This window comes from Duganella sp. BJB1802, from assembly GCF_013369445.1.
Classification (GTDB): domain Bacteria; phylum Pseudomonadota; class Gammaproteobacteria; order Burkholderiales; family Burkholderiaceae_D; genus Rugamonas; species Rugamonas vulcania_A.
In genome coordinates this window covers 15,911-35,781 of sequence record NZ_JABWEF010000020.1, presented here as the reverse complement: position 1 = coordinate 35,781, position 19,871 = coordinate 15,911, and the positions used below count along the sequence as shown (strand labels likewise).

Annotated in this window: 22 protein-coding genes and 5 pseudogenes; 3 read left to right on the top strand and 24 right to left on the bottom strand. The window is 70.4% G+C overall.

What is annotated here, in order from left to right; all coding sequences use genetic code 11:
* Positions 1 to 5 precede the first annotated feature (5 nt).
* Both HUX88_RS25955 and HUX88_RS25950 read right to left on the bottom strand, forming a co-directional pair.
* The gene (locus HUX88_RS25955; RefSeq protein WP_176363636.1) at positions 6 to 1,031 is read right to left on the bottom strand and encodes a DUF354 domain-containing protein; all 1,026 of its coding nucleotides are present in this window, start codon (positions 1,029 to 1,031) and stop codon (positions 6 to 8) included.
* A gap of 32 nt (positions 1,032 to 1,063) precedes the next feature.
* Positions 1,064 to 1,960 (bottom strand): heparinase II/III-family protein, encoded by an 897-nt coding sequence (locus HUX88_RS25950; protein WP_229219556.1) that lies wholly within the window; start codon positions 1,958 to 1,960, stop codon positions 1,064 to 1,066.
* Here HUX88_RS25950 and HUX88_RS25945 point away from each other — a divergent pair.
* The gene (locus HUX88_RS25945; RefSeq protein WP_176363634.1) at positions 1,851 to 2,111 is read left to right on the top strand and encodes a hypothetical protein; all 261 of its coding nucleotides are present in this window, start codon (positions 1,851 to 1,853) and stop codon (positions 2,109 to 2,111) included. The two genes, HUX88_RS25950 and HUX88_RS25945, sit on opposite strands and share 110 nt — an antisense overlap.
* Before the next feature lie 108 nt (positions 2,112 to 2,219).
* On the opposite strand, the pseudogene HUX88_RS33400 reads toward HUX88_RS25945, so the two are convergent.
* The 10 genes and pseudogenes from HUX88_RS33400 to HUX88_RS25905 form a co-directional block, all read right to left on the bottom strand.
* A pseudogene (locus HUX88_RS33400) lies at positions 2,220 to 2,387 on the bottom strand (hypothetical protein); the annotation flags it as partial.
* Positions 2,388 to 2,505: 118 nt separating this feature from the next.
* Positions 2,506 to 2,796: pseudogene (locus HUX88_RS33395) on the bottom strand (heparinase II/III family protein); the annotation flags it as partial.
* A gap of 113 nt (positions 2,797 to 2,909) precedes the next feature.
* A complete protein-coding gene (locus HUX88_RS25935; RefSeq protein WP_176363632.1) occupies positions 2,910 to 3,065 on the bottom strand; it encodes a hypothetical protein in 156 nt (51 codons plus the stop codon).
* Entirely contained in the window at positions 3,046 to 3,174 is a 129-nt protein-coding gene (locus HUX88_RS33035; RefSeq protein ID WP_301549494.1) for a hypothetical protein, read from the bottom strand. The genes HUX88_RS25935 and HUX88_RS33035 overlap by 20 nt, the downstream gene beginning before the upstream one ends.
* Positions 3,171 to 3,758 carry a glycosyltransferase gene (locus tag HUX88_RS31935; RefSeq protein WP_176363631.1) on the bottom strand — a complete coding sequence of 196 codons (588 nt, stop codon included), beginning with the start codon at positions 3,756 to 3,758 and terminating at the stop codon, positions 3,171 to 3,173. Before HUX88_RS31935 ends, HUX88_RS33035 begins: the two co-directional genes overlap by 4 nt.
* A pseudogene (locus HUX88_RS33390) lies at positions 3,743 to 3,928 on the bottom strand (glycosyltransferase family 1 protein); the annotation flags it as partial. The gene HUX88_RS31935 and the pseudogene HUX88_RS33390, both read right to left, overlap by 16 nt.
* Positions 3,929 to 4,144: a hypothetical protein gene (locus HUX88_RS31930; protein ID WP_217916457.1), complete on the bottom strand. Its 216-nt coding sequence runs from the start codon at positions 4,142 to 4,144 to the stop codon at positions 3,929 to 3,931.
* 9 nt (positions 4,145 to 4,153) lie between these two features.
* The gene (locus HUX88_RS25915; protein ID WP_117014659.1) at positions 4,154 to 5,587 is read right to left on the bottom strand and encodes a phenylacetate--CoA ligase family protein; all 1,434 of its coding nucleotides are present in this window, start codon (positions 5,585 to 5,587) and stop codon (positions 4,154 to 4,156) included.
* Positions 5,588 to 5,620: 33 nt separating this feature from the next.
* The gene (locus HUX88_RS25910) at positions 5,621 to 6,253 is read right to left on the bottom strand and encodes a glycosyltransferase (RefSeq protein ID WP_373886845.1); all 633 of its coding nucleotides are present in this window, start codon (positions 6,251 to 6,253) and stop codon (positions 5,621 to 5,623) included.
* 2 nt (positions 6,254 to 6,255) lie between these two features.
* On the bottom strand, positions 6,256 to 6,579 hold the full coding sequence (locus HUX88_RS25905; RefSeq protein WP_176363628.1) for a glycosyltransferase family 4 protein: 324 nt from the start codon (positions 6,577 to 6,579) through the stop codon (positions 6,256 to 6,258).
* Between HUX88_RS25905 and HUX88_RS25900 the strand changes: the two genes are divergently transcribed.
* Positions 6,578 to 6,841 (top strand): hypothetical protein, encoded by a 264-nt coding sequence (locus HUX88_RS25900; protein WP_176363627.1) that lies wholly within the window; start codon positions 6,578 to 6,580, stop codon positions 6,839 to 6,841. The genes HUX88_RS25905 and HUX88_RS25900 overlap by 2 nt on opposite strands.
* Before the next feature lie 32 nt (positions 6,842 to 6,873).
* Here the strand turns inward: HUX88_RS25900 and HUX88_RS31925 are convergent, their stop codons facing one another.
* A complete protein-coding gene (locus HUX88_RS31925) occupies positions 6,874 to 7,017 on the bottom strand; it encodes a hypothetical protein (protein WP_217916460.1) in 144 nt (47 codons plus the stop codon).
* A 9-nt stretch (positions 7,018 to 7,026) separates the two neighbouring features.
* Here HUX88_RS31925 and HUX88_RS31920 point away from each other — a divergent pair, with 9 nt between their 5' ends.
* Positions 7,027 to 7,191: a hypothetical protein gene (locus HUX88_RS31920; protein WP_217916456.1), complete on the top strand. Its 165-nt coding sequence runs from the start codon at positions 7,027 to 7,029 to the stop codon at positions 7,189 to 7,191.
* Positions 7,192 to 7,563: 372 nt separating this feature from the next.
* Here the strand turns inward: HUX88_RS31920 and HUX88_RS33385 are convergent.
* The 11 genes and pseudogenes from HUX88_RS33385 to HUX88_RS25850 all read right to left on the bottom strand — a co-directional run.
* A pseudogene (locus HUX88_RS33385) lies at positions 7,564 to 7,797 on the bottom strand (Gfo/Idh/MocA family oxidoreductase); the annotation flags it as partial.
* 193 nt (positions 7,798 to 7,990) lie between these two features.
* A pseudogene (locus tag HUX88_RS33380) lies at positions 7,991 to 8,851 on the bottom strand (zinc-binding alcohol dehydrogenase); the annotation flags it as partial.
* Between the two features lie 206 nt (positions 8,852 to 9,057).
* Positions 9,058 to 10,071: a glycosyltransferase gene (locus tag HUX88_RS25890; RefSeq protein ID WP_117014662.1), complete on the bottom strand. Its 1,014-nt coding sequence runs from the start codon at positions 10,069 to 10,071 to the stop codon at positions 9,058 to 9,060.
* Positions 10,072 to 10,173: 102 nt separating this feature from the next.
* Positions 10,174 to 11,217 (bottom strand): NAD-dependent epimerase/dehydratase family protein, encoded by a 1,044-nt coding sequence (locus HUX88_RS25885; protein ID WP_176363626.1) that lies wholly within the window; start codon positions 11,215 to 11,217, stop codon positions 10,174 to 10,176.
* A 10-nt stretch (positions 11,218 to 11,227) separates the two neighbouring features.
* On the bottom strand, positions 11,228 to 12,511 hold the full coding sequence (locus tag HUX88_RS25880) for a nucleotide sugar dehydrogenase (protein WP_117014664.1): 1,284 nt from the start codon (positions 12,509 to 12,511) through the stop codon (positions 11,228 to 11,230).
* Between the two features lie 221 nt (positions 12,512 to 12,732).
* On the bottom strand, positions 12,733 to 14,175 hold the full coding sequence (locus tag HUX88_RS25875) for a hypothetical protein (RefSeq protein ID WP_147330498.1): 1,443 nt from the start codon (positions 14,173 to 14,175) through the stop codon (positions 12,733 to 12,735).
* Between the two features lie 254 nt (positions 14,176 to 14,429).
* Entirely contained in the window at positions 14,430 to 15,422 is a 993-nt protein-coding gene (locus HUX88_RS25870) for an acyltransferase (RefSeq protein WP_117014666.1), read from the bottom strand.
* A complete protein-coding gene (locus HUX88_RS25865) occupies positions 15,415 to 16,740 on the bottom strand; it encodes a hypothetical protein (RefSeq protein WP_176363625.1) in 1,326 nt (441 codons plus the stop codon). The genes HUX88_RS25870 and HUX88_RS25865 overlap by 8 nt, the downstream gene beginning before the upstream one ends.
* A gap of 91 nt (positions 16,741 to 16,831) precedes the next feature.
* Positions 16,832 to 17,023 carry a hypothetical protein gene (locus HUX88_RS25860; RefSeq protein WP_176363624.1) on the bottom strand — a complete coding sequence of 64 codons (192 nt, stop codon included), beginning with the start codon at positions 17,021 to 17,023 and terminating at the stop codon, positions 16,832 to 16,834.
* Positions 17,024 to 17,075: 52 nt separating this feature from the next.
* The gene (locus tag HUX88_RS25855) at positions 17,076 to 18,611 is read right to left on the bottom strand and encodes an O-antigen ligase (protein ID WP_117014668.1); all 1,536 of its coding nucleotides are present in this window, start codon (positions 18,609 to 18,611) and stop codon (positions 17,076 to 17,078) included.
* The gene (locus HUX88_RS25850; protein ID WP_117014669.1) at positions 18,589 to 19,851 is read right to left on the bottom strand and encodes an oligosaccharide flippase family protein; all 1,263 of its coding nucleotides are present in this window, start codon (positions 19,849 to 19,851) and stop codon (positions 18,589 to 18,591) included. Before HUX88_RS25850 ends, HUX88_RS25855 begins: the two co-directional genes overlap by 23 nt.
* Positions 19,852 to 19,871: the final 20 nt, after the last annotated feature.

Genomic DNA, 19,871 nt, shown 5'->3' with positions numbered 1-19,871 from the left:
TGTGTTCAGTGTTGGTTGAGCAGCGTGCGCTTGACCAGCGCGTAGGCGTCCTTGCCCTTGTCCAGCAGGCCACGGTTGGGCGGCTGCTGGGCGGCGCGGCGCAGGCACTCGAGCGCCTGCGCCGCGGTCAGCTGCGGCAGGTGCAGGAAGGCGCCCTGCTGCAGCAGATGCAGGTCGACGTCCAGCAATGCGTCCTGGTAGACCGAGATGGTCGGCACGCCCAGCACCGCCATCTCGCGCGTCATGGTGCCGCCGGCGCCGATGAACAGGTCGCAGTCGGGCGCGATGTCGGCGATGTCGAGCGCCGTGGCCACCACCCGCACGCCGGCGAAGCGGGCGTGCTGGTAGTGCACGCCCTGCTCTTTGCCGCGCGGCAGCAGCACGACGTCGACGTGGTCCTTCATGCCCAGCACCAGCTCGTCGAGGAAGTTGCGGCTGCCCTTGTAGTACTGGGCGGTCCACGGCTCGGGGCGAATATACACGGTCTTGCGCGCGCGCGTCGCCCGTTCGGCCGGCGCCGCCTGCGCCAGGCGCTGGTCCAGCTCCCACAGGTACAGCCCCTCCTTGACGCCCGGGTAAGGCAGCACCTTGCGCGGGTTGGCCCACTGCTTGCGCAGTTTCTCCATGCTGAGGAATTCCGGCACCATGATGCGGTCGGCGCACAGGAAGGCCGGGATGTTGCCCATCGCGTGTTCGTTGTCGTTCATGTAGATCGAGCGTATCCCCATCAGCCGCGCCACCACCGGCGAGTGGAACGAGCTTTGCGAGATGGCGACGTCGACCCGGCGCCCGGCCAGGAAGCGGCACAGCTGCCACACCCGCACCGGGAAGCCGAACAGCTTGGCCGACAGCTTGCCGCCGTAGTGCTGGCCCACCACCGTGTAGCGGAAACCGTGCAGGTCGAGCAGGTCGATGGTGTTGGCCAGCGGGCGGCAGGTGATGATCACCTCGTGCTCGCGTTCCAGGTCGCGGATCATGGCCGCGAACATATTGATGTGGGGCGAATTCGTCAGTTCAAACCAGATGCGCATGCCTGTCCTTGTGTTCTGTGGGTTCGTGGTCATCAGCGCGGCAGCAGGGTGAAGCGGCTGCGCAGGCGGCTGCCGGCGTCGACCGGACCGGCCACCCGCAGCACCGGGCACGGCTGGCGTTCATAAAAGCGCGGCGAGCACCAGCCCAGCGGCGGCTGCTGCTGGCCGCACACCAGCGTCACGCCGCAGCCGGGGGCGTCGAACTCGATGCGCAGCGTGGCGCCGGCGCCGTGCGCCAGCCAGGCCGCGCCGTCGGCCTCGAGCCGGCAGTGCGGCGCGAAATGCCAGTGCAGCGCCGCCTGGTGGGCGGCGCCGCACTCGAAGCGGTCCTCCACCGCCAGCACGCCGGCGGCGCGGTCCAGCGTCACGCCGCGCACATGGCGCAGCGGGTCGGCCAGGCGCAGGTAGCCGTCGTGGCTGGCCTCGATCCGCAGCAGCGCGCCGTCGTCCTGGTGGCGGTGCACCCGGCTGGCGACGTCGCGCAGCCACAGGAAGCTGCCGCCGTAGACCGACTGGTCGTCGGCGTCGATCTGCACCGTGTTGTGGGCCGCCGTGCCGCGGAAATAATGGCGCAGCGCCGGCGCCGCGTTGTAGCAGTACGTGCCCGGATCGATCAGGAAGTCCTCGCCCTCGGCCGCCAGCAGCAGCGCCAGCGCGTCGGCGTGGCCGTGGCCGGCGATGCGGTTGTAGCCCAGCGGGCCGACATCCATGATCAGGCGCAGCGCGGCGTCGGCGGCCGGGCCGTGGTCGGCCACCAGGTAGCCGCCGTCGGCAAACAGGGTCGGCCAGGCCGCCGAGCCATAGCTGCCGTAGGCCGAGATGAAGGCCGGACGCCCGCAGGCTGCTGCGCGCCGGCGTGGCAGCGCGCAGCGCGTCGAGCTTGGCCTGCAGCAGCGGCGCCTGTACAGCCGGGCGCCGGCCGCCAGCATCTGCCTCGTAGAGGGCGTGCCGGCGCCGTCGCCGGCCAGCCGGAACGCCTTGCCGTCGTCGGCGTCGCCGATCAGCTCGCCAATCGTAGCGGTCCAGCATGGCGGCCAGGAACAGCAGCGCGGCGTGCATGCGGCGGTCGAGCGGCGCTGAAGCGCTGGCCGGCGGCGGCGCCACGGCCAGCCGCATTTTATCAGCGAATTCCAGCGAAAACTTGTGGTAGCACAGCGCCTGCTCGAGGTTGACGCCGTCCGGCGCGTACTGGCGCACGATCTCCTGCTCGAGGATGGCGGCGGCGCGCCGCCCCAGCGCGCGCACCGGCGTCCAGCGGTCCCAGGTGACGGCGCCCACATACACGCCGGCCGCCTCGCCGATCAGGTGGTTGTCGGACGAGGAATGGAAGGAATAATTGTCGCTGGCGAAGCGGATGTGCTGGTAGATGCAGGCCAGCCAGCGCGCGCGCCGGGCGCCGCCGGCCGCGCCGGCGAACAGCGGAAGCCCGTCGGCCGCCGGTCAGGTGCCAGACGATGCTCCAGTTGATCAGGCGGATGCCGTGCTCGACCGGCGACGACCAGTTGGCGCCGCGCGCGTAGGGGCAGGCGTCGAGCCAGCTGTCGATCAGGCGGCCGAGCAGCGCCAGGTAGCGCGCCTGGCCGCTGACCTGCCAGGCCTGGGCCAGCGGCACCCACCAGACATGGCGGTTGAGCTCCCACAGGTACTTGATGTCGAGGCCGTCGCCGAGGTGGCGGAAATCGATGTCCAGCCCAAAGCTGAGCGGGATCTCGGTGCCGGTCCGGGGGTCGCGGTTCCAGGCCGGGGCGCCGTCCTCGAGCGGCACCACGGTGTCGAACACCGGCACGCCAAGCGATCAGGGCGTCGGCGGCGGCCAGCACTCAGCGCGGCCGCCGGCGTCGGCCAGGGCGCTCAGCCAGAGACGGGCCCCAGCCGGCGTCAGCGGCGTCGGCGGCACCGCGCCGCGTCGAACCAGCCGCGGCCCTGGGCGGCGGCGCGCAGCACGCCGTGCACGCGGTACGGCACCTCGGCCGGGGAAATGCGGCTGAGCCGGCGCAGTAGCCAGCCCAGACGGCTAGTGGGAATTGCTGCCATCGTGATCCTCTTGTACGCCGTCCTGGGGGGACGGCAGCCCGCCGGCGTGGCGCGCGCCGGCCGCCATCGGCGCCAGCCGCGCATACACGCCCGCCAGTTTATCGGTCATGGCCGCTGCCATAGCCGACCCTGTATCGTGCCGCGCGCCGCCGCGCCCAGCCGCGCGCGCAGCGCGTCGTCGTCAGCCAGCGCCGCCAGCGCCGCGGCCAGCGCGGCGGCGTCGCCCGGCGCCACCAGCACGCCGTTGCGGCCGGACTCGACCAGCTGCGGATGCCGCCCCACCGGCATTAGCCAGCACCACGCGCAGCCGCTGGCCATCGCCTCGGCAGCGCCATCGGCAAGCCCTCCCTGGTGCGACGGCAGCACGAACAGCGCCGCCTGCGCCAGCTCGGCGGCGACCTGTTCGCGCCCGAGCCAGCCGGGCAGTTCGAGCCGGTCGGCCGCCCAGCGCTGCGCGCGCAGGCCGGCGCCGGAAATCGCCGTCGCCGCCCACCGCAGCCGCAGCCGCAGCGCGCGCCGGCGCCAGCGCCGCCAGCGCCACCAGCGGCTCGTCGATGCCCTTGGCGGCCTCGGCGCGGCCGAGAACAGCAGGCGCTCGGGCCGCCGGCCGGCGCCAGGTCCCGCACGAACCGTGCCCAGCTGTCCGACAGCACCAGCACCGCGCTGGCCTGCGCCAGGCGATGCCGGATCCACCAGCGCAGCAGCGGCCCGGCCTCGCGCGTGGCGTACTGGGCGAAGGCGCCGCCGTGCAGGTGCAGCACGGTGCGGCAGCCCAGCCGGCGCGCCAGCGCCAGCAGCAGCGACTTGCGCGAGAAGCTGGCGCGCGAGGCGCTGTGCGCGTGGACGATGGCCGGCCGCGCCACTCAGCCGCGCCACAGCAGCGTGGCCAGCGCCGCCGAAGGCGGCAAGCAACAGCGCGCCGCCGTCGCGGTGGCTACAGCTACCAGCAGCACGCCGTGGCGCCGCGCGACGCCGTGCGCGGCCAGCCCGGCCACCGCCGCCGCCACGCCGCCGCGGCCGCCGGCGTCGGTGCTGAACATCAGGACCCGGCCGGGCGGCCACGGCGCCGCGTCGTGCATGGCGCCGCCCTACTCGACGCGCGAGGCGCCGAAGTAGTCGCTGATGTCCAGGTGCTGGATCAGCATGCGCTGCTTGCCCTGGTTGGTGCGCGCCAGTTGCGTCACCTCCTGCACCTCGGCGCTGCAGCCGCCCTGCGTCTTGTCCTCCACCGCCTTGACGATGCGGGCCCGCACCTCGTCGCCCAGGTGCTTGGGGGTGACCACCTTGAGCACGAAGTGGCCGGGCCGGTGCTGCTCGTACTGGATCAGGTCGAAGTCGGCGATGTCGGAGAAGTGCGCCGCGCCCATGGTGCAGATCGAGATCAGCCGGTGGTCGCTGCAGACCAGGAATTCCTGCAGCCGGCCCTCGATGCGCTCGACCGCCGGGAAGCCCGGCAGCAGCGGATGGGGGCGCGCCGACAGCACCGCCATGTCGCCCGTGCGGTAGCGCACGAAGGGCATGACCTGGTTGTCGAAGCCGGTGCCGACGATCTCGCCGAGCACGCCGGGCGTGGTGATCGGCACGCCGTGCTGGTCGACCAGCTCGAAGTGGCCGTACTGCGGCCAGAAGAAGCAGCGCTCGTCGTCCGGCATCGAGGCGGCCATCAGCACCCGCTCGGTGTGGCCGTAGTGCTGCAGCACCGGGCAGTCGAACACCTCGCGCAGCAGCGCCTTCTGGTTGTCGTAGACGTTTTCCGAGAACAGCATCACGGCCTGGATGCGGCCCTGCACCTCGGGGTCGGGATGTTCCTTGAGCCAGCGCGCCAGCGGGTACACCGCCGACGGGAAGGCGCTGATGTAGCGCGGCTTCCAGATCCGCATGGCCTCGATGTACTCGGCCATGTTGTCGCGCACCAGGTGGTCCGAGCTGAGGATCAGGTGGCGCTTGATCGGCTCGTACATCCACAGCGCGCCGCCGTCGCGCGCGGTCGGCACGTTGCGCCCGCGCAAGGCCAGGATGACGTCGCTGTCGCGCAGGCCCACGCGCGCGTGGAAATTCTTGACGTAGGCGTGCTCCTTGGCGCGCGACACGCCGCGGTGCAGGTACAACATCATCGGCGTGGCGGTCGAGCCGCCGGTGAAGGTGGGAAAACGCTTACTGGCCGGCAACGCGGTCGACAGGTAGGCGTCCGGCTGGCGCTTGATGTCCTCCTTGCCGGTCAGCGGCAACTGGCGCAGCACCGCCTCGGGGTCGTCCAGCCCGGCCAGCAGATGGCGGTAGCCGGCGTAGGCCGGCACCGTCTCGATCGCCCAGCGCAGCGCCTTGGCCAGCTTGGCGCGGCTGAGCGCCCGCAGCGCGGCGCCGTCGCTGATGCCCGCCTCGGCCAGATAGTGGCCGTAGCTGGCGCCGTGGCGCAGCGAGGCCGGCAGCACCGCGTACAGGCGGCCGACCGTGGCCTTAAGCCATTGCGGCGAGTTGATGTACGCCGCCAGCAGCGGGTGGAGGAAATCTTCAATCGGCATGCATGCCCCTCAATAGGTCCGGCGTCGGCCGGCTCACGCCAGGCTGGCTGCGATCGCAGCCTCGGTCTTGGCCACCATGGTGTCGACGGAGTAGCGCGCCAGCACCAGCGCGCGGCCGCGCTCGCCCATGCGGCGCCGCAGCGCGCCGTCCGCGCCCAGCGCCAGCATGGCCGCGGCCAGCGCGCCGCTGTCGCCGGGCGGCACGATCAGGCCGGTCTCGCCGTCCAGCACGGCCTCGCGCGCGCCGCCGCGGTCGGAGGCGATCATCGGCACCTCCAGCGCCAGCGATTCGAGCATGGCCAGCGAAAACGTCTCGGCCACCGACGGCAGCACGGAGAAGTCGGCCGCCCCCAGCACCGGCCGCACGTCCGGCAGGTTGCCCAGGAAGCGCACATGCGCGGCCAGGCCGAGCTGGCGCGCCTGCTCGGTGATGCCGGCGCGCAGGGGCCCGTCGCCGGCAAACAGCACCACCAGCCGCGGCAGCGTACGCACGGCCACCGCCAGCGCGGCCAGCACCCAGCCCGTGCGCGCCTTCTCCGGCCGGGAACGCCGCCACGTGGGCCACCACCAGCGCGTCGCCGGGCGATGCCCTGCGCGCTGCAGCTCGGCGCCGCGCCGCGCCGCCGCTGGGTCAGCGGCCGACGTCGATGCAAAGCCGTTGTGCACCGTCAACAGCGCGCGGCCATGAAGGGGTACTTGGCCTCCCAGTGGGCGCGCTGGGCGTCGCAGACAAACACGATGCGCGCGCACCGGCGCATCAGCCACTGGTACAGCAGCCGGTCCAGCCATTCGGCCTTGGCGTGGCGGTTGATGGTGGTGTGCACCGCCACCACCAGCGGCGGCCGCCGGCGCGACAGCCGCACGCCCAGCCAGCCCACCAGCAGCGCGATCTGCAGCGTGCAATGGACCACGTCGATGCCGGCGGCGTCGATCTCGCGCGCCAGCGCGCGCCGGCCCCAGGTCGAAGCGGCCCGCGCGCAGCCCGTGCACATGGCGCACCCGGCGCGCGTCGAGGCGCGCCAGCTGGTCGAGCTGGGGTTCGAAGGTGAACAGATGCACGCCGAAGCGCGCCGGATCGATGCGGTTGGCCAGATCGACCACCTGGTTTTCCGCACCCGCCCTGAGCAAACTGGGCAATACCATCATAAGCTGAGACGTCATTTCCTGGTTCCAGAGTGCGCAAGCGCGTCACATCGCGGCGCCGCCGGCGGTGTGCCCGCGGCCCGCGATAAAGCAACATTATATAGTATTTAAACAACAGACCGCCAGCAATCGGGCGGCCCCGCTCACGCCGCCGACAGCGCGGCGTCGAGTTCGAGCGCGGTGCCCAGCGCCAGCGACTCGACCGCCAGGATGGTCGCCAGGTTGCTGGCCAGCAGCGTGCGCGGCCGGCACGTACGCAGGCAGTTGAGCGCCAGCCTGGCCACCACTGCGCCAGCATGGCCTTCTGGCCCTTGTCCTGGGTCGACAGCTTGTTGACCTGGACCTTGTTGTCGCCGACGTACAGGGTGGTTTCGCGGAAGTCGTCGATGACCGCGCTGCGGCCGCCGCCGAACACCTCGACCCGCTCCTTGTGCATGGCCTTGGCGCCGTCGGCGGTGTAGACGATGGTGGCGATCGAGCCGTTCGGGTAGCTCAGCGTGATGATGACGTTGTCGTTGAGCATGGCCGACACCTGGCGCTTGGCGCTGCCGACCGTGCTCACGCGCAGCGGGTCGGCGCCCCACCAGCGCCGACGCCAGGTCGACGAAGTGGCAGGCCTCGCCGATCACGCGGCCGCCGCCCAGCAGGGGATCCTGGATCCAGTGGTCGGCCGGGATGGCGCCGGCGTTGACGCGGATGCACACCACCAGCGGGCTCTGGACCGCGGCGAAGTGCTGGCGCACGTCCTGCGTGGACGGCGCGAAGCGGCGGTTGAAGCCCACCATCAGCTGGCTGGCGCCGGCCGCCAGCGCCTGCCGCACCGTGGCCAGCTCGGCCACCGTCAGCGCCAGCGGTTTTTCCACGTACACGTGCTTGCCGGCCCGCAGCGAGGCGACGGTGGCGCCGGCGTGGGTGTCGTGGCGGGTGGTGATCAGCACCGCGTCGGTGTCGGCCGCGTGCAGCTCGTCGAACGCGCCGGCGCAGAAGGCGAAGCCGAACTGGCGCGCCACCCCCTGGGCGGTGCGGCCGCTGGCCGTGACCAGGCCGCGGAACTCGACCTGGTCCATGTGCTTGAGCAGCGGCAGCAGGCTGGCGGTGGCGTAGTTGCCGGCGCCGAAGAACGACAGGCCGATCTTGGCGCGCGTGACCGGCAAGTGCGCCGGGGGGGGGGGGGGGGGGTTGGCGCCCCGCGGCCGGCGCCTGGCCGGCGGCGGCCGCGTACTGGATCACGATGCCCAGGTAGGGCTCGGTCTTGGCGCCCTCGATCAGGTGGTAGGCGTCGGCCGCCCGGTCGACCGGATAGCGGTGGCTGATCAGCGACCGCACGTCGACCTTGCCCTGGGACACCAGGTCGAGGAAGGTGGCCATGTTGCGCTGCTCGGTGAAGCGCACATAGGGCAGCGGGTAGTCGTTGCCGTTCTCCTCGTAGAACGGGTCGTAGCGGCCCGGGCCGTAGGAGCGGGAGATCACCACGCTGATTTCCTTCTTGAAATAATCCTCGCGCGGGATGTCCATCCGCACCGCGCCGACCACCACCACCCGGCCTTTTTCGCGCGTCACCGCGCCGCACAGTTCGATCGGCTGGTTGCTGGCGGTGCCGGCGCACACCAGCACGCCGTCCACGCCGTGGCCGCCGGTCAGCTGCGCGCACAGGTTGGCCAGGTCGACGCCGGGGCCGGCGCCGATCGCGCCGAAGCCTTCGGCGCGCGCCACCTGGGCCGGGTCGAGGTCGTTGGCGATCACGGTGCAGCCGTTGGCGCGCAGCAGCTGCACGGCGATCTGGCCCAGCAGGCCCAGACCCAGCACCAGGAAGGTTTCCCCCAGCTGCGGCGCGGCCAGGCGCACGCCCTGCAGCGAAATCGAGCCCACCGTGGCGAACGCCGCCTCCTCGTCGCTGACGTTGGCCGGCACCTTGACCAGCAGGTTCTTGGGCACGGCGACGAACTCGGCGTGGTTGGCGTAGTTGACGCCGCCGCAGGCGACGCGGTCGCCCGGCTGGATGCCGTCGACCAGGCCGCCGGCCGCCACCACCGTGCCGGCGCAGCTGTAGCCCAGCGGCGACGGCGAGTTCAGGCGCGAGGTCACCGTCTGCAGCGTCTTGCCCAGGCCCTCGTTCTGCATCTTCTTGAGCACCTGGCGCACCAGGTCGGGACGGGCCATGGCTTTTTGCAGCAGGCTCTTCTTGCCCATGTCGATCTTGGTCTTCTCGGTGCCGGCGCTGATCACCGAGGCGGCGTTGCGCACCAGGACGAACTTGTCGGTCAGCGTGGGGATCGGCACGTCATTGATTTCAACGATGCCGGTCTTGAGGGTTTGAGTGATTTGCTTCACGAAAGGGTTCCATATAAATTGACAAGGGATAGGTCGAACGAGTCGACGTCGGCGGCGCCGTGGCGCGCGGGCGCCTGCAGCAGCGCGGCCAGCGCGTCGGCGTCCCGGGTGGCGAACAATTCGGCGCCGGCCGGGCGCGCCACGCAGTCCGACGCCAGCGTGCGCTTGCCGTAGGACAGCGATTCCCGCACGGACAGCGCGTCGCCGTCGGTGTTGGTGGCGCGCACCGACACGTCGCAGCGCTTGAGCAGGCCGGCGAACGGCATCGGCTGGTGCACCAGCAGCACCTGCTCCTGCAGGCCGCGCTCGACGATGCGGCGCTGGTAGCCGGCGTAGGCCGCCTCGCAGCCGTCCACGCTGGCCACCACGAACAGCAGCGCGTAGCGCCGGCGCACCGGCGCGCGCTCGAACACCTCGAGCAGCGTGTCCAGGCCGTACAGGTCGGCGCCGTCGAAGCGCGCCAGCTTGTAGGCGTTCGACACCAGCAGCAGCCGGCCCTGGCCGCGCTGGCGGTCGATCCAGTCCTGCAGCGCGGCCGGCACCCACTCCTCGTCGGCGCCGGGGGCGATATAGGCCGGGATCACCAGCGCGGCCGGACAGACGGCGTCGCGGATCACGCCGTTGACCGCCACCACCGCCTGCGCCAGCGCGCAGCACAGCCGCGTCAAGCCGTGCTCCAGGCGGTGCCGCGGGCGGTGCGAATGCAGCGTGACGATCACCGGCTTGCCCAGCAGGCGCGCGCACAGCACATGGAGCAGGCGGAACAGCGTCACCGAGCTGTGCACATGCACCAGGTCGGCCCACCACAGCAGGCGCAGGTAGGCCCAGGCGTTGAGCGAGCGCAGGTTGAACAGGCCCGGCTTGCGCCGCCCCGCCTCGTCGACGCAGCGCACCGTGTAGCGCGGTTGCGCCGCCAGCGCCGCCAGCAGGCGCCGCAGATGGATGCTGACCCCGCCCACCGGCTCGGGGAAGGGGCCGCACAGCAACAAATGACAATGTTCTCGCTTCACAGCCTGGCAACCTCTTCATATGACCGGCGCGACAGCCCGCGCAGCATAGCATTCAAAAAACGGCCGGCGCAACACGGTTGACCGCGGGCGCCGGCGGCCGGCTCAGGCGCCGCCCGCGGCCCCGATCGCGGCCAGGTAGTAGGCGGTCGCCTCGTCCAGGCCCTGCGCCACCCGGTGGCTGGGCTGGTAGCCCAGCAGGCGGACGATCTTGCCGGTGTCGGCCTGCGAATGGCGCACGTCGCCGGCGCGGAACGGCCGGTACTCGGCCTGCGCGGCCGCCACCGCCGGATGGCGGGCGGCGACCCGGTCGCGGATCAGGTGGAACAGCTCGTTGAGGGTGGTGCGGTCGCCCAGCGCGATGTTGTACACCTGGTTGAGCGCGGCCTCGTCGGTGCTGACGGCGGCCAGGATGTTGGCCTGCACCACGTTGGCGATGAAGCAGAAATCGCGGCTGGTCTCGCCGTCGCCGTTGATCTGGATGGTCTCGCCGCGCAGCAGCGCGCCATACCACTTCGGGATCACCGCGGCGTAGGCGCCGTCCGGGTCCTGGCGCGGGCCGAACACGTTGAAATAGCGCAGGCCCATCGACGTCAGGCCGTAGCAGCGCGCGAACACGTCGGCGTACAGCTCGTTGACGTACTTGGTCACCGCGTAGGGCGACAGCGGCTTGCCGATCAGGTCCTCGACCTTGGGCAGGCCCGGATGGTCGCCGTAGGTCGAGCTCGACGCCGCGTAGACGAAGCGCGCCACGCCGGCGTCGCGGCTGGCCACCAGCATGTTGAGGAAGCCGCCGATGTTGGTGCTGTTGGTGTGCACCGGGTTTTCCAGCGAGCGCGGCACGCTGCCCAGCGCGGCCTGGTGCAGCACGTAGTCGACCCCGGCCACGGCGGCGGCGCAGGCGGCGCCGTCGCAGATGTCGCCGTCGATGAAGCGGAAGCGGTCCCATTGCTGGGGCGTGACCAGCGCGCGCACCTGCTCCAGGTTGTGCCGGTGGCCGGTGGCGAAGTTGTCCAGCCCGACCACCCGCTGGTCCAGCCGCAACAGCGCCTCCAGCAGATTGGAGCCGATGAAGCCGGCCACGCCGGTGACCAGCCAGGTTTTGGGCGCGGCGCGCAACCGCGCCTGCGCCTGTGCGTAAATCGTCATCGTCCCGCCCTTACAAGCGCCACAGGGCGATGCCGGCGGCCGCGAACGGCGCCTGCGGGCACAGGCCCTTGACGTCCACCACCACCGGGCGCTCGCCGAGCAGGCGCTGGAAGGCCGCCACGTCCCACGCGGCGTACTCGGCATGGGCCACCGCCACCACCAGCGCCTGCGCCGGCGCCAGCTGCGCCACCGGCGTCAGCGTGATGCCGTACTCGTGCTCGGCCTCGGCGTTGTCGGCCTCGGCGTCGGTGACCTGCACCGTGACGCCGAACGACTGCAGTTCGCGCACCACGTCGACCACCTTGGAGTTGCGCAGGTCCGGGCAGTTTTCCTTGAAGGTCAGGCCCAGCACGGTGACGGTGCAGCGGCCGACGTCGTGGCCGGCCAGGATCAGCTGCTTGATGGTTTGCTGGGCCACATAGGCGCCCATGCCGTCGTTGATGCGGCGCCCGGCCAGGATCACCTGCGAGTGGTAGCCCAGCTTTTCAGCCTTGTGGGTCAGGTAGTAGGGGTCGACGCCGATGCAGTGGCCGCCCACCAGGCCCGGCTTGAACTTGAGGAAGTTCCACTTGGTGCCGGCGGCCGCCAGCACGTCGTTGGTGTCGATGCCCATGCGGTCGAAGATCAGCGACAGTTCGTTCATCAGCGCGATGTTCAGGTCGCGCTGGGTGTTCTCGATCACCTTGGCGGCCTCGGCCACCTTGATGCTGGCGGCGCGGTGCACGCCGGCCGTCACCACCGAGCCGTACACGGCGGCCACCACGTCCAGCGTGGCGGCGTCCTGGCCCGACACCACTTTCATGATCTTGGTGAAGGTGTGCTCCTTGTCGCCCGGGTTGATGCGCTCCGGGCTGTAGCCGACGGTGAAGTCGGCGCCGCAGCGCAGGCCCGACACGCGCTCCAGGATGGGCACGCAGATGTCCTCGGTCACGCCCGGGTAGACGGTCGACTCGTAGACCACGATGTCGCCCCGCTTGAGCGCCTTGCCCACCGTTTCCGAGGCGCGCTCGACCGGCGTCAGGTCCGGCTGGTGGGCGTCGTCGACCGGGGTCGGCACGGCGACGATGTGGAAATCGGCCTGGGCCAGCACGGCACAATCGGCGGTGTAGACCACGCGGGCGCGCGCCAGTTCCTCGCGGTCGACCTCATTGGTCCGGTCTTGCCCGTTGCGCAATTCGGCCAGGCGCGCCTGGTTGATGTCGAAACCGATGGTTTCAGCCACCTTGCCGAAGGCCACCGCGACCGGCAACCCGACATAGCCCAGCCCGACCACTGATATTTTCCGATTATGCATGGTGTAGAACGTCCTTATTGCTTCCGGTGCCACGAAGACACGTTGATATGGGGAGGGGAAATGTGACAGCCGCTACGCCCGCCGTCACGCGTTGCAATTATAACTACGTCTCAGGGCAGGGACAATACGGCATGCAGGAAAATAGCCACTCCCCACGAAAAAACACCCCGCGCCGCACCGAAGTGCCGCGCGGGGTGTCCGCGGAGGGTGCTGCGCCGGGGTTAGTCGGGCAGGCGTATCCGCAGGTAGACGACGCGTTGCAAGCCACTGCCGTCGGCATTATAGCAACTGCCGATCACATTCGGCGGCACGTACTGTGCGGTGCAGGCGTTCATGATGGCGTCCACATACAGGCTGGGGGCGTTGCCGCCGCGCGGCGCGGCGATGAAGATGGTGCCGTCCAGCGCGTAGGTGCCGAGCTGCTTGCTCAGGTCGAAGTACGGGCCCAGCGTGAACTTGAGCGTCGGGCTGGTGGTCTCGATGATCGGGTAGACGCGGATTTCCGAGGTGCGGCTGCCGCGGTTGCTCCACAACAGCCACAGCCGGCCCTTGGCGTCCTCGAAGATGCGGGTCGCGCCATAGATCTCGAGGCCGGCCCACTTGGCCGAGTACAGCACCTGGCCGGAGGGCGAACTGACGGTCAGGTAGGTGCCGTAGACCGTGCTGTCGAGCGGATCTTCCTTGTGGTGGCTGGAGAAGATGCGGTTCTTCGAGTCCATGTAGGCGTCGGTCAGCTTGGCCATCGGCGCCGCGGTGGCGCCGACCGGCGCCGGGATCGGCTGGATATGGTCGAACTGCGCGAACGTGTCCGGGCTGGTCGGCAGCACGCCGAACTTGCCGGAATAGGTGCGGGCGCCGTCGTACACATAGGGCGGACGCGCCGGGTCGAGCAGCGGCACGTTGGAGGCCGACTTGTGCAGGTCGCGCTGGGCGGTGCCGTACAGGCCCTGGTCGAGGCCGCGCGGATTGGGGAACAGGTAGTCGTAGGTGTGGCGCAGGCCGATGTAGGACGACACCTGGGCGCGCCAGGTCCACAGCTTGGTGGCGGCGTCGTACTTGCCGCACGCGTATTCCGTCTTGTCCTGGGAGGTCACCGGCAGCACGTTGATTTCGCGCGAAGCCTTGAGGCAGACGGTGCCGTCGGGACCGATGCCGACGTTGCCATACTGGCGGTACTTGGAGGGCAGGATCTGCCAGCTGCCCGGCACCTTGGCCGAGTTATAGGTCGGGCCGGCGTAGGCGGTCGGCACGCTGCCGGGCCAGGCCATCACATAGGCGCGGTCGTCGCGCGGGTCGCGCAGCAGGCCGACGTCGTCGGTCGACGGGCCGGACGCCTCCTGGCCCCAGACGCCGGCCGGGGTGCGGCGCATCAGGTGCCAGGTCAGCATGGCGGTGCTGTCGACGGTGATGTACAGGATGCGCACCGTGCCGTCGGCGTGGCGGGTGATGCGCGGCTGGTGGCCGCCCCACAGGTTGGGGATGGTGCTGAGCGCACCGGTGCTGGCGTCGGTGGCCACCTGTTCCAGGCGATCGACGCTGGCCACGGTCACCGTGGCGGCGCTGCTCGCCGACACCGCGCCGCCGAGCAGCGCGGCCAGCATCAGCGGGCGGACTGGCCGCCGGAGCGGCCGTCGGCCGTCGCGTATCGAGTCAATTACTAGCATTTCATTTCTCCCATTCCAAGTCTGCACAGCACGGCGTAAGGCTGCAATCACGTCTTGGAGTCAACATCACCAATCCACGCCCCTCAGCAACCGTACTCAAGGCAGCCGCGATCAGTCAATTCATCAAGACCAGACGCCCATCGTAGCAAATAAAATTAACCAATGGAAATATAATTTGTATCCGTTGCGTCGAAAGGACGCTTTATATACAGGGAAACAATGTTGCCGACAGGTTACTTCCAACAGCGTAGTCGCTAGCGCGTCATCCGGTCCAGCGGCGGCACCCGGCGCAGCAGGTGGCGCTTGATCCAGATCGGCCCCAGCACGCCCGCCAGGAACAGCGCCGGCGCGAACAACAGGAAATGCGCCCCATCCCACGACCCTATTTTAAATCCGATTGCTTTCGCAACGCCAATACATATTGTATTCAGTAAGTAGATCACAAAAGAGTAGCGACCCGCCGTCAGCAGGGGCGCGGTCCAGCGGCCCGGTCGGCAATTACGTACAAGATACATCAGCGCCGGGATCGAGAACATGCCAACGATCAACTTTCCCTCATCCGGCTGCCAGACCATGACGGCGCTCAAGGCGGCGCCGAACAACAGCAGCGCCAGCCGGCCGTGGCGGTCGATGCGCGCCATCACCGCCTCGTAGTGGCGGCCGGCGCCGAAGCCGAGCGCGAAGAACACGAAGAACTGGCAAAAGCGGTTGAGCATCAGCCATTCCGGCCCCGGCACCCAGTGCAGCAGCAGCCCGAGCGCGATCAGCGCCGCGGCCCGCTGCCCCAGCAAGGCCAGCAGCGGATGCAGCGCCACATAGAACAGGAACAGCACGTAGATGAACCACAGCGATTTCGAGCTGCTGCGGTCGGGCTGCCACAGCACGTCGCCGATGCCGCCCCACAGCGAGCTGGGAATATTGTCGACGTAGACCACGCGCGAGGCCAGCAGCTTGCCCGCCACGATCAGCACCCCGATCAGCAGATAGGCCGGCATCAGCCGCGCCATCTTGCCGCGCACAAAGGCCAGCCAGGGCGCCAGCCCCGCCACCGGCCGGTAGCCGTAGCCGGCCACCGTGCCGCTGAGGAACATGAAGAAGGGCATGTGGAACAGATAGACCGCCTGCTGGCTCCACAGATACCACTGGTCGCCGCGCGGATGGGCGCCCGCCACCACATGCCCCCACACCACCAGCAGGATGGCCAGTCCCTTGGCCAGGTCAAGTTCTTGCAAACGCGTATTACTCATGCTGGTCTCCCGCCTGGCCGGCACGGCGCCAGGACTTGTGGTCCAGCACGGTGATTCCGCCGAGGCTGCTTAAATGATGGGTGCCGGAGATGCCGGGCGCGAAGTCCGGATCGATGCGGCTCACTTCGCGCTCGGCGTACTCGGTCGGGCTCAGGCGCAGCACCTCGTGCACGATCAGGCCCTCGCCGTAGTTGCAATAGCCCTGGCGCTGGCCCACCCGGTAGAGCCGGCCCTGCTCGCGCAGCAGGCCGCCGTTGCGGGCGCCGACCGGGTCGACCGCGATCGGATTGCACGGGTGCGGCGTCCAGTCGCCGCCCAGCGGGGTCGGCGCCCAGAACAGCTGCAGCTCGGAGCAATGGTCGCCGCCGTGGGACAGGTCGAGATTGGTCAGCATCCACCAGCGCCCGTCCTGTTCGAACAACATGGTGTCGGCCGCCGACACGCCCTCCATCAGCACCGCCGCCAGCTCCCAGCCGAGCGGGAAGGCGCTGCTGCGGTAGACCCGGATCTGGCCCGACTGCGAGCTCTCCGGGCACATGTACAGCTGCCCCTGGTACTCGAACAGGTAGGGGAAGGACAGGTGGAAGGGTTCGACCAGGCATGCGCCGAGCTCGGTCGCGCGGTCCTGGTGCAGTTCCAGCACCGCGATATGGCCGAGCGCCCGCTGGTAGTCGTAGTCTTCCAGGAAGCAATAGGTCCGCCCGTCCCGCCGCCACAGGAAGGGATCGGCCCAGAAATGGCCGGGCGGCACCGGCGGCGTGATGCGCCGGGCCAGGTCGGCGCCGCGCCAGCCCGCGTGCAGGAAGGAGATGCCCCACACCTCGGTGCGGCGCAGATACTGCTTGTACAGCTTGTCGTGCAGCTTGAGCCCGGCCAGCCGCAGCGCATAGCGCAGCAGCGCCGCCAGCGGCACCGCGGCGCGGTCGGCGCCGTCGTCGTCCGCCGCCAGCGCGGCCGGCAGGCGGTCGGCCTCGGCCACCTCGAGCAGCAGGCGCTGCAGGTGGGGGACGCTCTTGTAGCGCAGCTCGGCCTGGTTGAGCAGGTAGCGCGCGCGGGTCGCGTAGTAGCCGCGCGCCAGCAGCGCCGGCGCGTGGCCGTCGGGCGCCGGCTGGCGCGCGCGCAGCCGGTCCTGGCGGCGCCGGTAGGCGGCCCAGAAGCCGCTCAGCGCCAGCGGGCACGGCGGCGCCGCCGGCGTCGCCCAGCACCAGCGCTCCCCAGCCGCGCGCGGCCGCGCCAGCGCGGCGCGCCGTCCGGCGCCCCGCCCAGCTGCAGCAGCAGGTCCAGCCCCCAGCGCGCGCAGCGCCGCCTGTGCCGGCACGCGCCCGGCGCCATGTCAGCGCCGGTCGCGGCGCCGCCCTCGTGGTCGCGGTGCAGCCGGTGGTGGTGCAGGTATTTAGCCTCCCAGCCGATCAGGCGCCATTGTACAGGGCGCAGGTGCCGCCGGCCGGCGCCGGCGCCGGCCGCACGATCAGGGTGGCGTCCAGCAGGCCGGGGTGGCGCCGGCAGAACGCCAGCACGCCGGCCACGTATTTGTCGATCGCCGGGCCGGGAACGACGACGCCGAGCCGCAGCGGGGCCGGGCGCGAACTTGCGCTGCTCATGTACACTCCTTGTTGGATGACGGCCCGCCGCGCGGGCGGCGGGCCCGGGGCCTCAGTCGCCGCCCACCCGGGCGGCCTCGGCCTCGGCCGGGGGCGCCGGGCGCACCCGGGCCGGCCATTCGGGGATGGGTTCGACCAGCGCCGCGCGCCGGCGGCGCGCCTGGCGCGCCCGCATCAGCGGCGCCATGGACGGCATCAACATGCCGATGCCCAGCCACAGGATCACCTGCTCCGGCCCGGCCAGGTAGTGGCCGCCGGCGAAGTCGCCGATGAACATGGCCACCGTGGCGGCGCACACGCCCTGCCCCAGCGCCACCATGGCCGGCGGCGTGTCGGCGCCGCGCGAGAGCGCATAGGCGCCGCGCACCACGGCGCGGAAGAACAGGAACAGCGCGCCGAAGCCCAGCACGCCGACGTCGAGCAGCGCGCGCAGGAACACATTGTGCGGGTGGACCACATAGAACATGCCGCGCTTGACCGGGTCGGACCAGGCCACCGAACCGACGCCGTTGCCCCAGAGCGGGCTGTGCCAGAAACCCGGCGCCAGCTGGCGCCACAGCCACAGCCGGCCGGCCGTCAGGGCGTCGCTCTTGCCCGGCACCATGTGCGGCTGCGGCCCGCTGTCGGACAGGCCCATCAGCAGGCGCCCGACCACGGCGTCCGGCAGCACCAGCGCCAGCAGCACCGCCGCCACCAGCAGGATGGCGGCGTAGCGGAACTTGCGGTGGATCACCACGAACGCGGCGGCCCCGACCAGCGCGACCACATAGCCGCCGCGCGAGAAGGTCAGCATCAGCGCCAGCGACACGCAGCCCAGCGCGAACAGCAGGCCCAGCTTGTCGCGCGCGCGCACCGCCAGCGGCGACAGGAACAGCAGCACGGTGAAGGCGATGCCGAAGAACTGGCCGAAGCCGTTGGCGTGCATGCCCAGCACCCCCAGCACCTCGCGCGAGGTCGCGCTGCCCAGCACCTGCAGGCTCATGCCCGAGCGCACGACGAAGGCGAAGATCAGGAAGGCCGGCAGCACCATGGCCGCCACCAGCGGCACCAGGAACAGCTGCGGCCGCTCGCTCTTGAGCACGGCCGTGCCCAGCATCCACGCCACCAGCACCGTGAACAGCGGTTTGATCAGCGTGTTGGTCAGGTACAGGTAAGGCGACAGGTAGGCCGCCAGTTCCTGCACCGGCGGCACGCCCTTGAGGTGCAGCAGGCCGAAGGCGCCGCCGACGGCGATCGGCCCCAGGTAGCACCAGTAAAACACCGGCGGCCACTGCGCGTAGGCGGTGCGCCGGGAAAAATGGCTCAGCGCCAGCGAGGCCAGCGTGGCCAGCACCATGAAGTTGATCACGTTGAAGCCGGAGAACTGCGGGATGATCGGCGAGTTCTGGAAGGGCAACAGGCACATCAGCAGGACCACGCCCAGCCGGAAGTCGCGCAGCACGAAGATGATCGGCAGGATGGGCGCGAACAGCAGCAGCGCGAACCAGCCGCTGATCACCGCGCCGATCAGGCCGAACAGCACCGCCAGCAGCAGGCCGCCGGCCACCAGCAACACCTGGGCGGAATTAATGCGTTGGACGCGAGCCATACAGATATCCCTTGTTTGAAAATAGTAAGATGAGCAGGGCCGCGCCGTAGGCGGCCGCGTAGGCCGCGGTCGCCCCGCGCACGCCCATGCCGGGCAGCCACAGGTAGGTCAGGCCGATCTGCAGCGCGGCCACGCCGATCTCCACCAGTATGTACCATTTCGCCCGCAGTTTGATCACCAGCGCCATGCGCAGCGGCCAGGCCGCCATTTTAAAAACATTTCCCAGGAAAAGGAAATCCAGCAGGCCGCCGACCGGCAGGAATTCGCGCGTAAACACCACCGCGATCACCAGGTCGCGCAGCAGGTAGACCGACAGCGCGCCGGCTGCGGTCAGGCCGGCGACCTTGAGCACGGTGCGCGCCAGTTCCCGCCCGAAGGCGCGCTCGTCCTTGATCGAGGCCAGGTGCGGCATCAGGTACATGGTGACGGCGGTGGTCAGCACCAGCGTGTACATGTCCGACAGGCGCAGGCCGGCCTGCCAGAAGCCGGCGTTGGTGGCGCCCAGCTGCACCACCAGCGCGTTGCGCATCAGCAGCGGCGCGATCGGCTCGGCCACCGCGTGCACCAGCAGCATCGGGAAGAACGCCGCCAGCTGGCGGGCCACCGCCCCGTCCCAGCGCGGCGCGAACTGGCCCAGCGCCAGGCCGTCGGCGCGCGCCACCACCACCAGCGCCACCAGCAGCACGCAGCAGGTCGACAGCGCGTACGCGGTCAGGCCGCCGCGCACGCCCCAGCCGTAGCACAGGGGGATGAAGATCAGCGCGCCCACCAGCGCGCCGACGATGCCGATCACCCCCAGCATGCCGATCCGCTTGAGGCCGTTGATGGCGCCGGTCATGACGGCGCCGCACATCGCCATCGGGATGCTCAGCGCGCCCAGCACGATGGCCGGCCAGTAGGCCGGGTCCTTGAGCAGCCAGTCCGCCAGCGGCAGCGCCAGCAGCGCCACCACGGCCGCCATCGCGCCGCCGATCAGCAGCGACAGGTGCATCGCGGTGCGCCACACCGCGGCCTGGCGCGGCCGGTCCGGCTCGTCCTGGGCGGTCAGGTTCATCACCCCGGTGTTGAGCGCGCTGCCCGCCACGCCCTGGGCCAGCGTAAAGAAGTTGCCGAATTGCCCGACCAGCGCCAGGCCCGCCGGCCCCAGGTAGACGGCGGTGATTTTAATGCTGAGGAAGCTCAGCGCCATGCGCGTGAGGGTTTGCGCGGCGCCCCAGCTCAGTGCTTTTTTCAGGGCCATGCGGCCCCCGGCCAGACGGT

What these genes read in the sequence shown, in the direction of transcription:
- HUX88_RS31920 (WP_217916456.1), top strand. Translation starts at nt 7,027, where the DNA reads ATGGCCTTCTGGCCCTTGTCCTGGGTCGACAGCTTGTTGACCTGGACC.
- HUX88_RS25850 (WP_117014669.1), bottom strand. Translation starts at nt 19,851, where the DNA reads ATGGCCCTGAAAAAAGCACTGAGCTGGGGCGCCGCGCAAACCCTCACG.
- HUX88_RS25880 (WP_117014664.1), bottom strand. Translation starts at nt 12,511, where the DNA reads ATGCATAATCGGAAAATATCAGTGGTCGGGCTGGGCTATGTCGGGTTG.
- HUX88_RS25875 (WP_147330498.1), bottom strand. Translation starts at nt 14,175, where the DNA reads ATGCTAGTAATTGACTCGATACGCGACGGCCGACGGCCGCTCCGGCGG.
- HUX88_RS25885 (WP_176363626.1), bottom strand. Translation starts at nt 11,217, where the DNA reads ATGACGATTTACGCACAGGCGCAGGCGCGGTTGCGCGCCGCGCCCAAA.
- HUX88_RS25870 (WP_117014666.1), bottom strand. Translation starts at nt 15,422, where the DNA reads ATGAGTAATACGCGTTTGCAAGAACTTGACCTGGCCAAGGGACTGGCC.
- HUX88_RS25900 (WP_176363627.1), top strand. Translation starts at nt 6,578, where the DNA reads ATGGCGCACCCGGCGCGCGTCGAGGCGCGCCAGCTGGTCGAGCTGGGG.
- HUX88_RS25855 (WP_117014668.1), bottom strand. Translation starts at nt 18,611, where the DNA reads ATGGCTCGCGTCCAACGCATTAATTCCGCCCAGGTGTTGCTGGTGGCC.
- HUX88_RS31930 (WP_217916457.1), bottom strand. Translation starts at nt 4,144, where the DNA reads ATGCACGACGCGGCGCCGTGGCCGCCCGGCCGGGTCCTGATGTTCAGC.
- HUX88_RS25935 (WP_176363632.1), bottom strand. Translation starts at nt 3,065, where the DNA reads ATGGCAGCAATTCCCACTAGCCGTCTGGGCTGGCTACTGCGCCGGCTC.
- HUX88_RS25950 (WP_229219556.1), bottom strand. Translation starts at nt 1,960, where the DNA reads ATGCTGGCGGCCGGCGCCCGGCTGTACAGGCGCCGCTGCTGCAGGCCA.
- HUX88_RS25915 (WP_117014659.1), bottom strand. Translation starts at nt 5,587, where the DNA reads ATGCCGATTGAAGATTTCCTCCACCCGCTGCTGGCGGCGTACATCAAC.
- HUX88_RS25955 (WP_176363636.1), bottom strand. Translation starts at nt 1,031, where the DNA reads ATGCGCATCTGGTTTGAACTGACGAATTCGCCCCACATCAATATGTTC.
- HUX88_RS33035 (WP_301549494.1), bottom strand. Translation starts at nt 3,174, where the DNA reads ATGACCGATAAACTGGCGGGCGTGTATGCGCGGCTGGCGCCGATGGCG.
- HUX88_RS25945 (WP_176363634.1), top strand. Translation starts at nt 1,851, where the DNA reads ATGAAGGCCGGACGCCCGCAGGCTGCTGCGCGCCGGCGTGGCAGCGCG.
- HUX88_RS25860 (WP_176363624.1), bottom strand. Translation starts at nt 17,023, where the DNA reads ATGAGCAGCGCAAGTTCGCGCCCGGCCCCGCTGCGGCTCGGCGTCGTC.
- HUX88_RS25905 (WP_176363628.1), bottom strand. Translation starts at nt 6,579, where the DNA reads ATGTGCACGGGCTGCGCGCGGGCCGCTTCGACCTGGGGCCGGCGCGCG.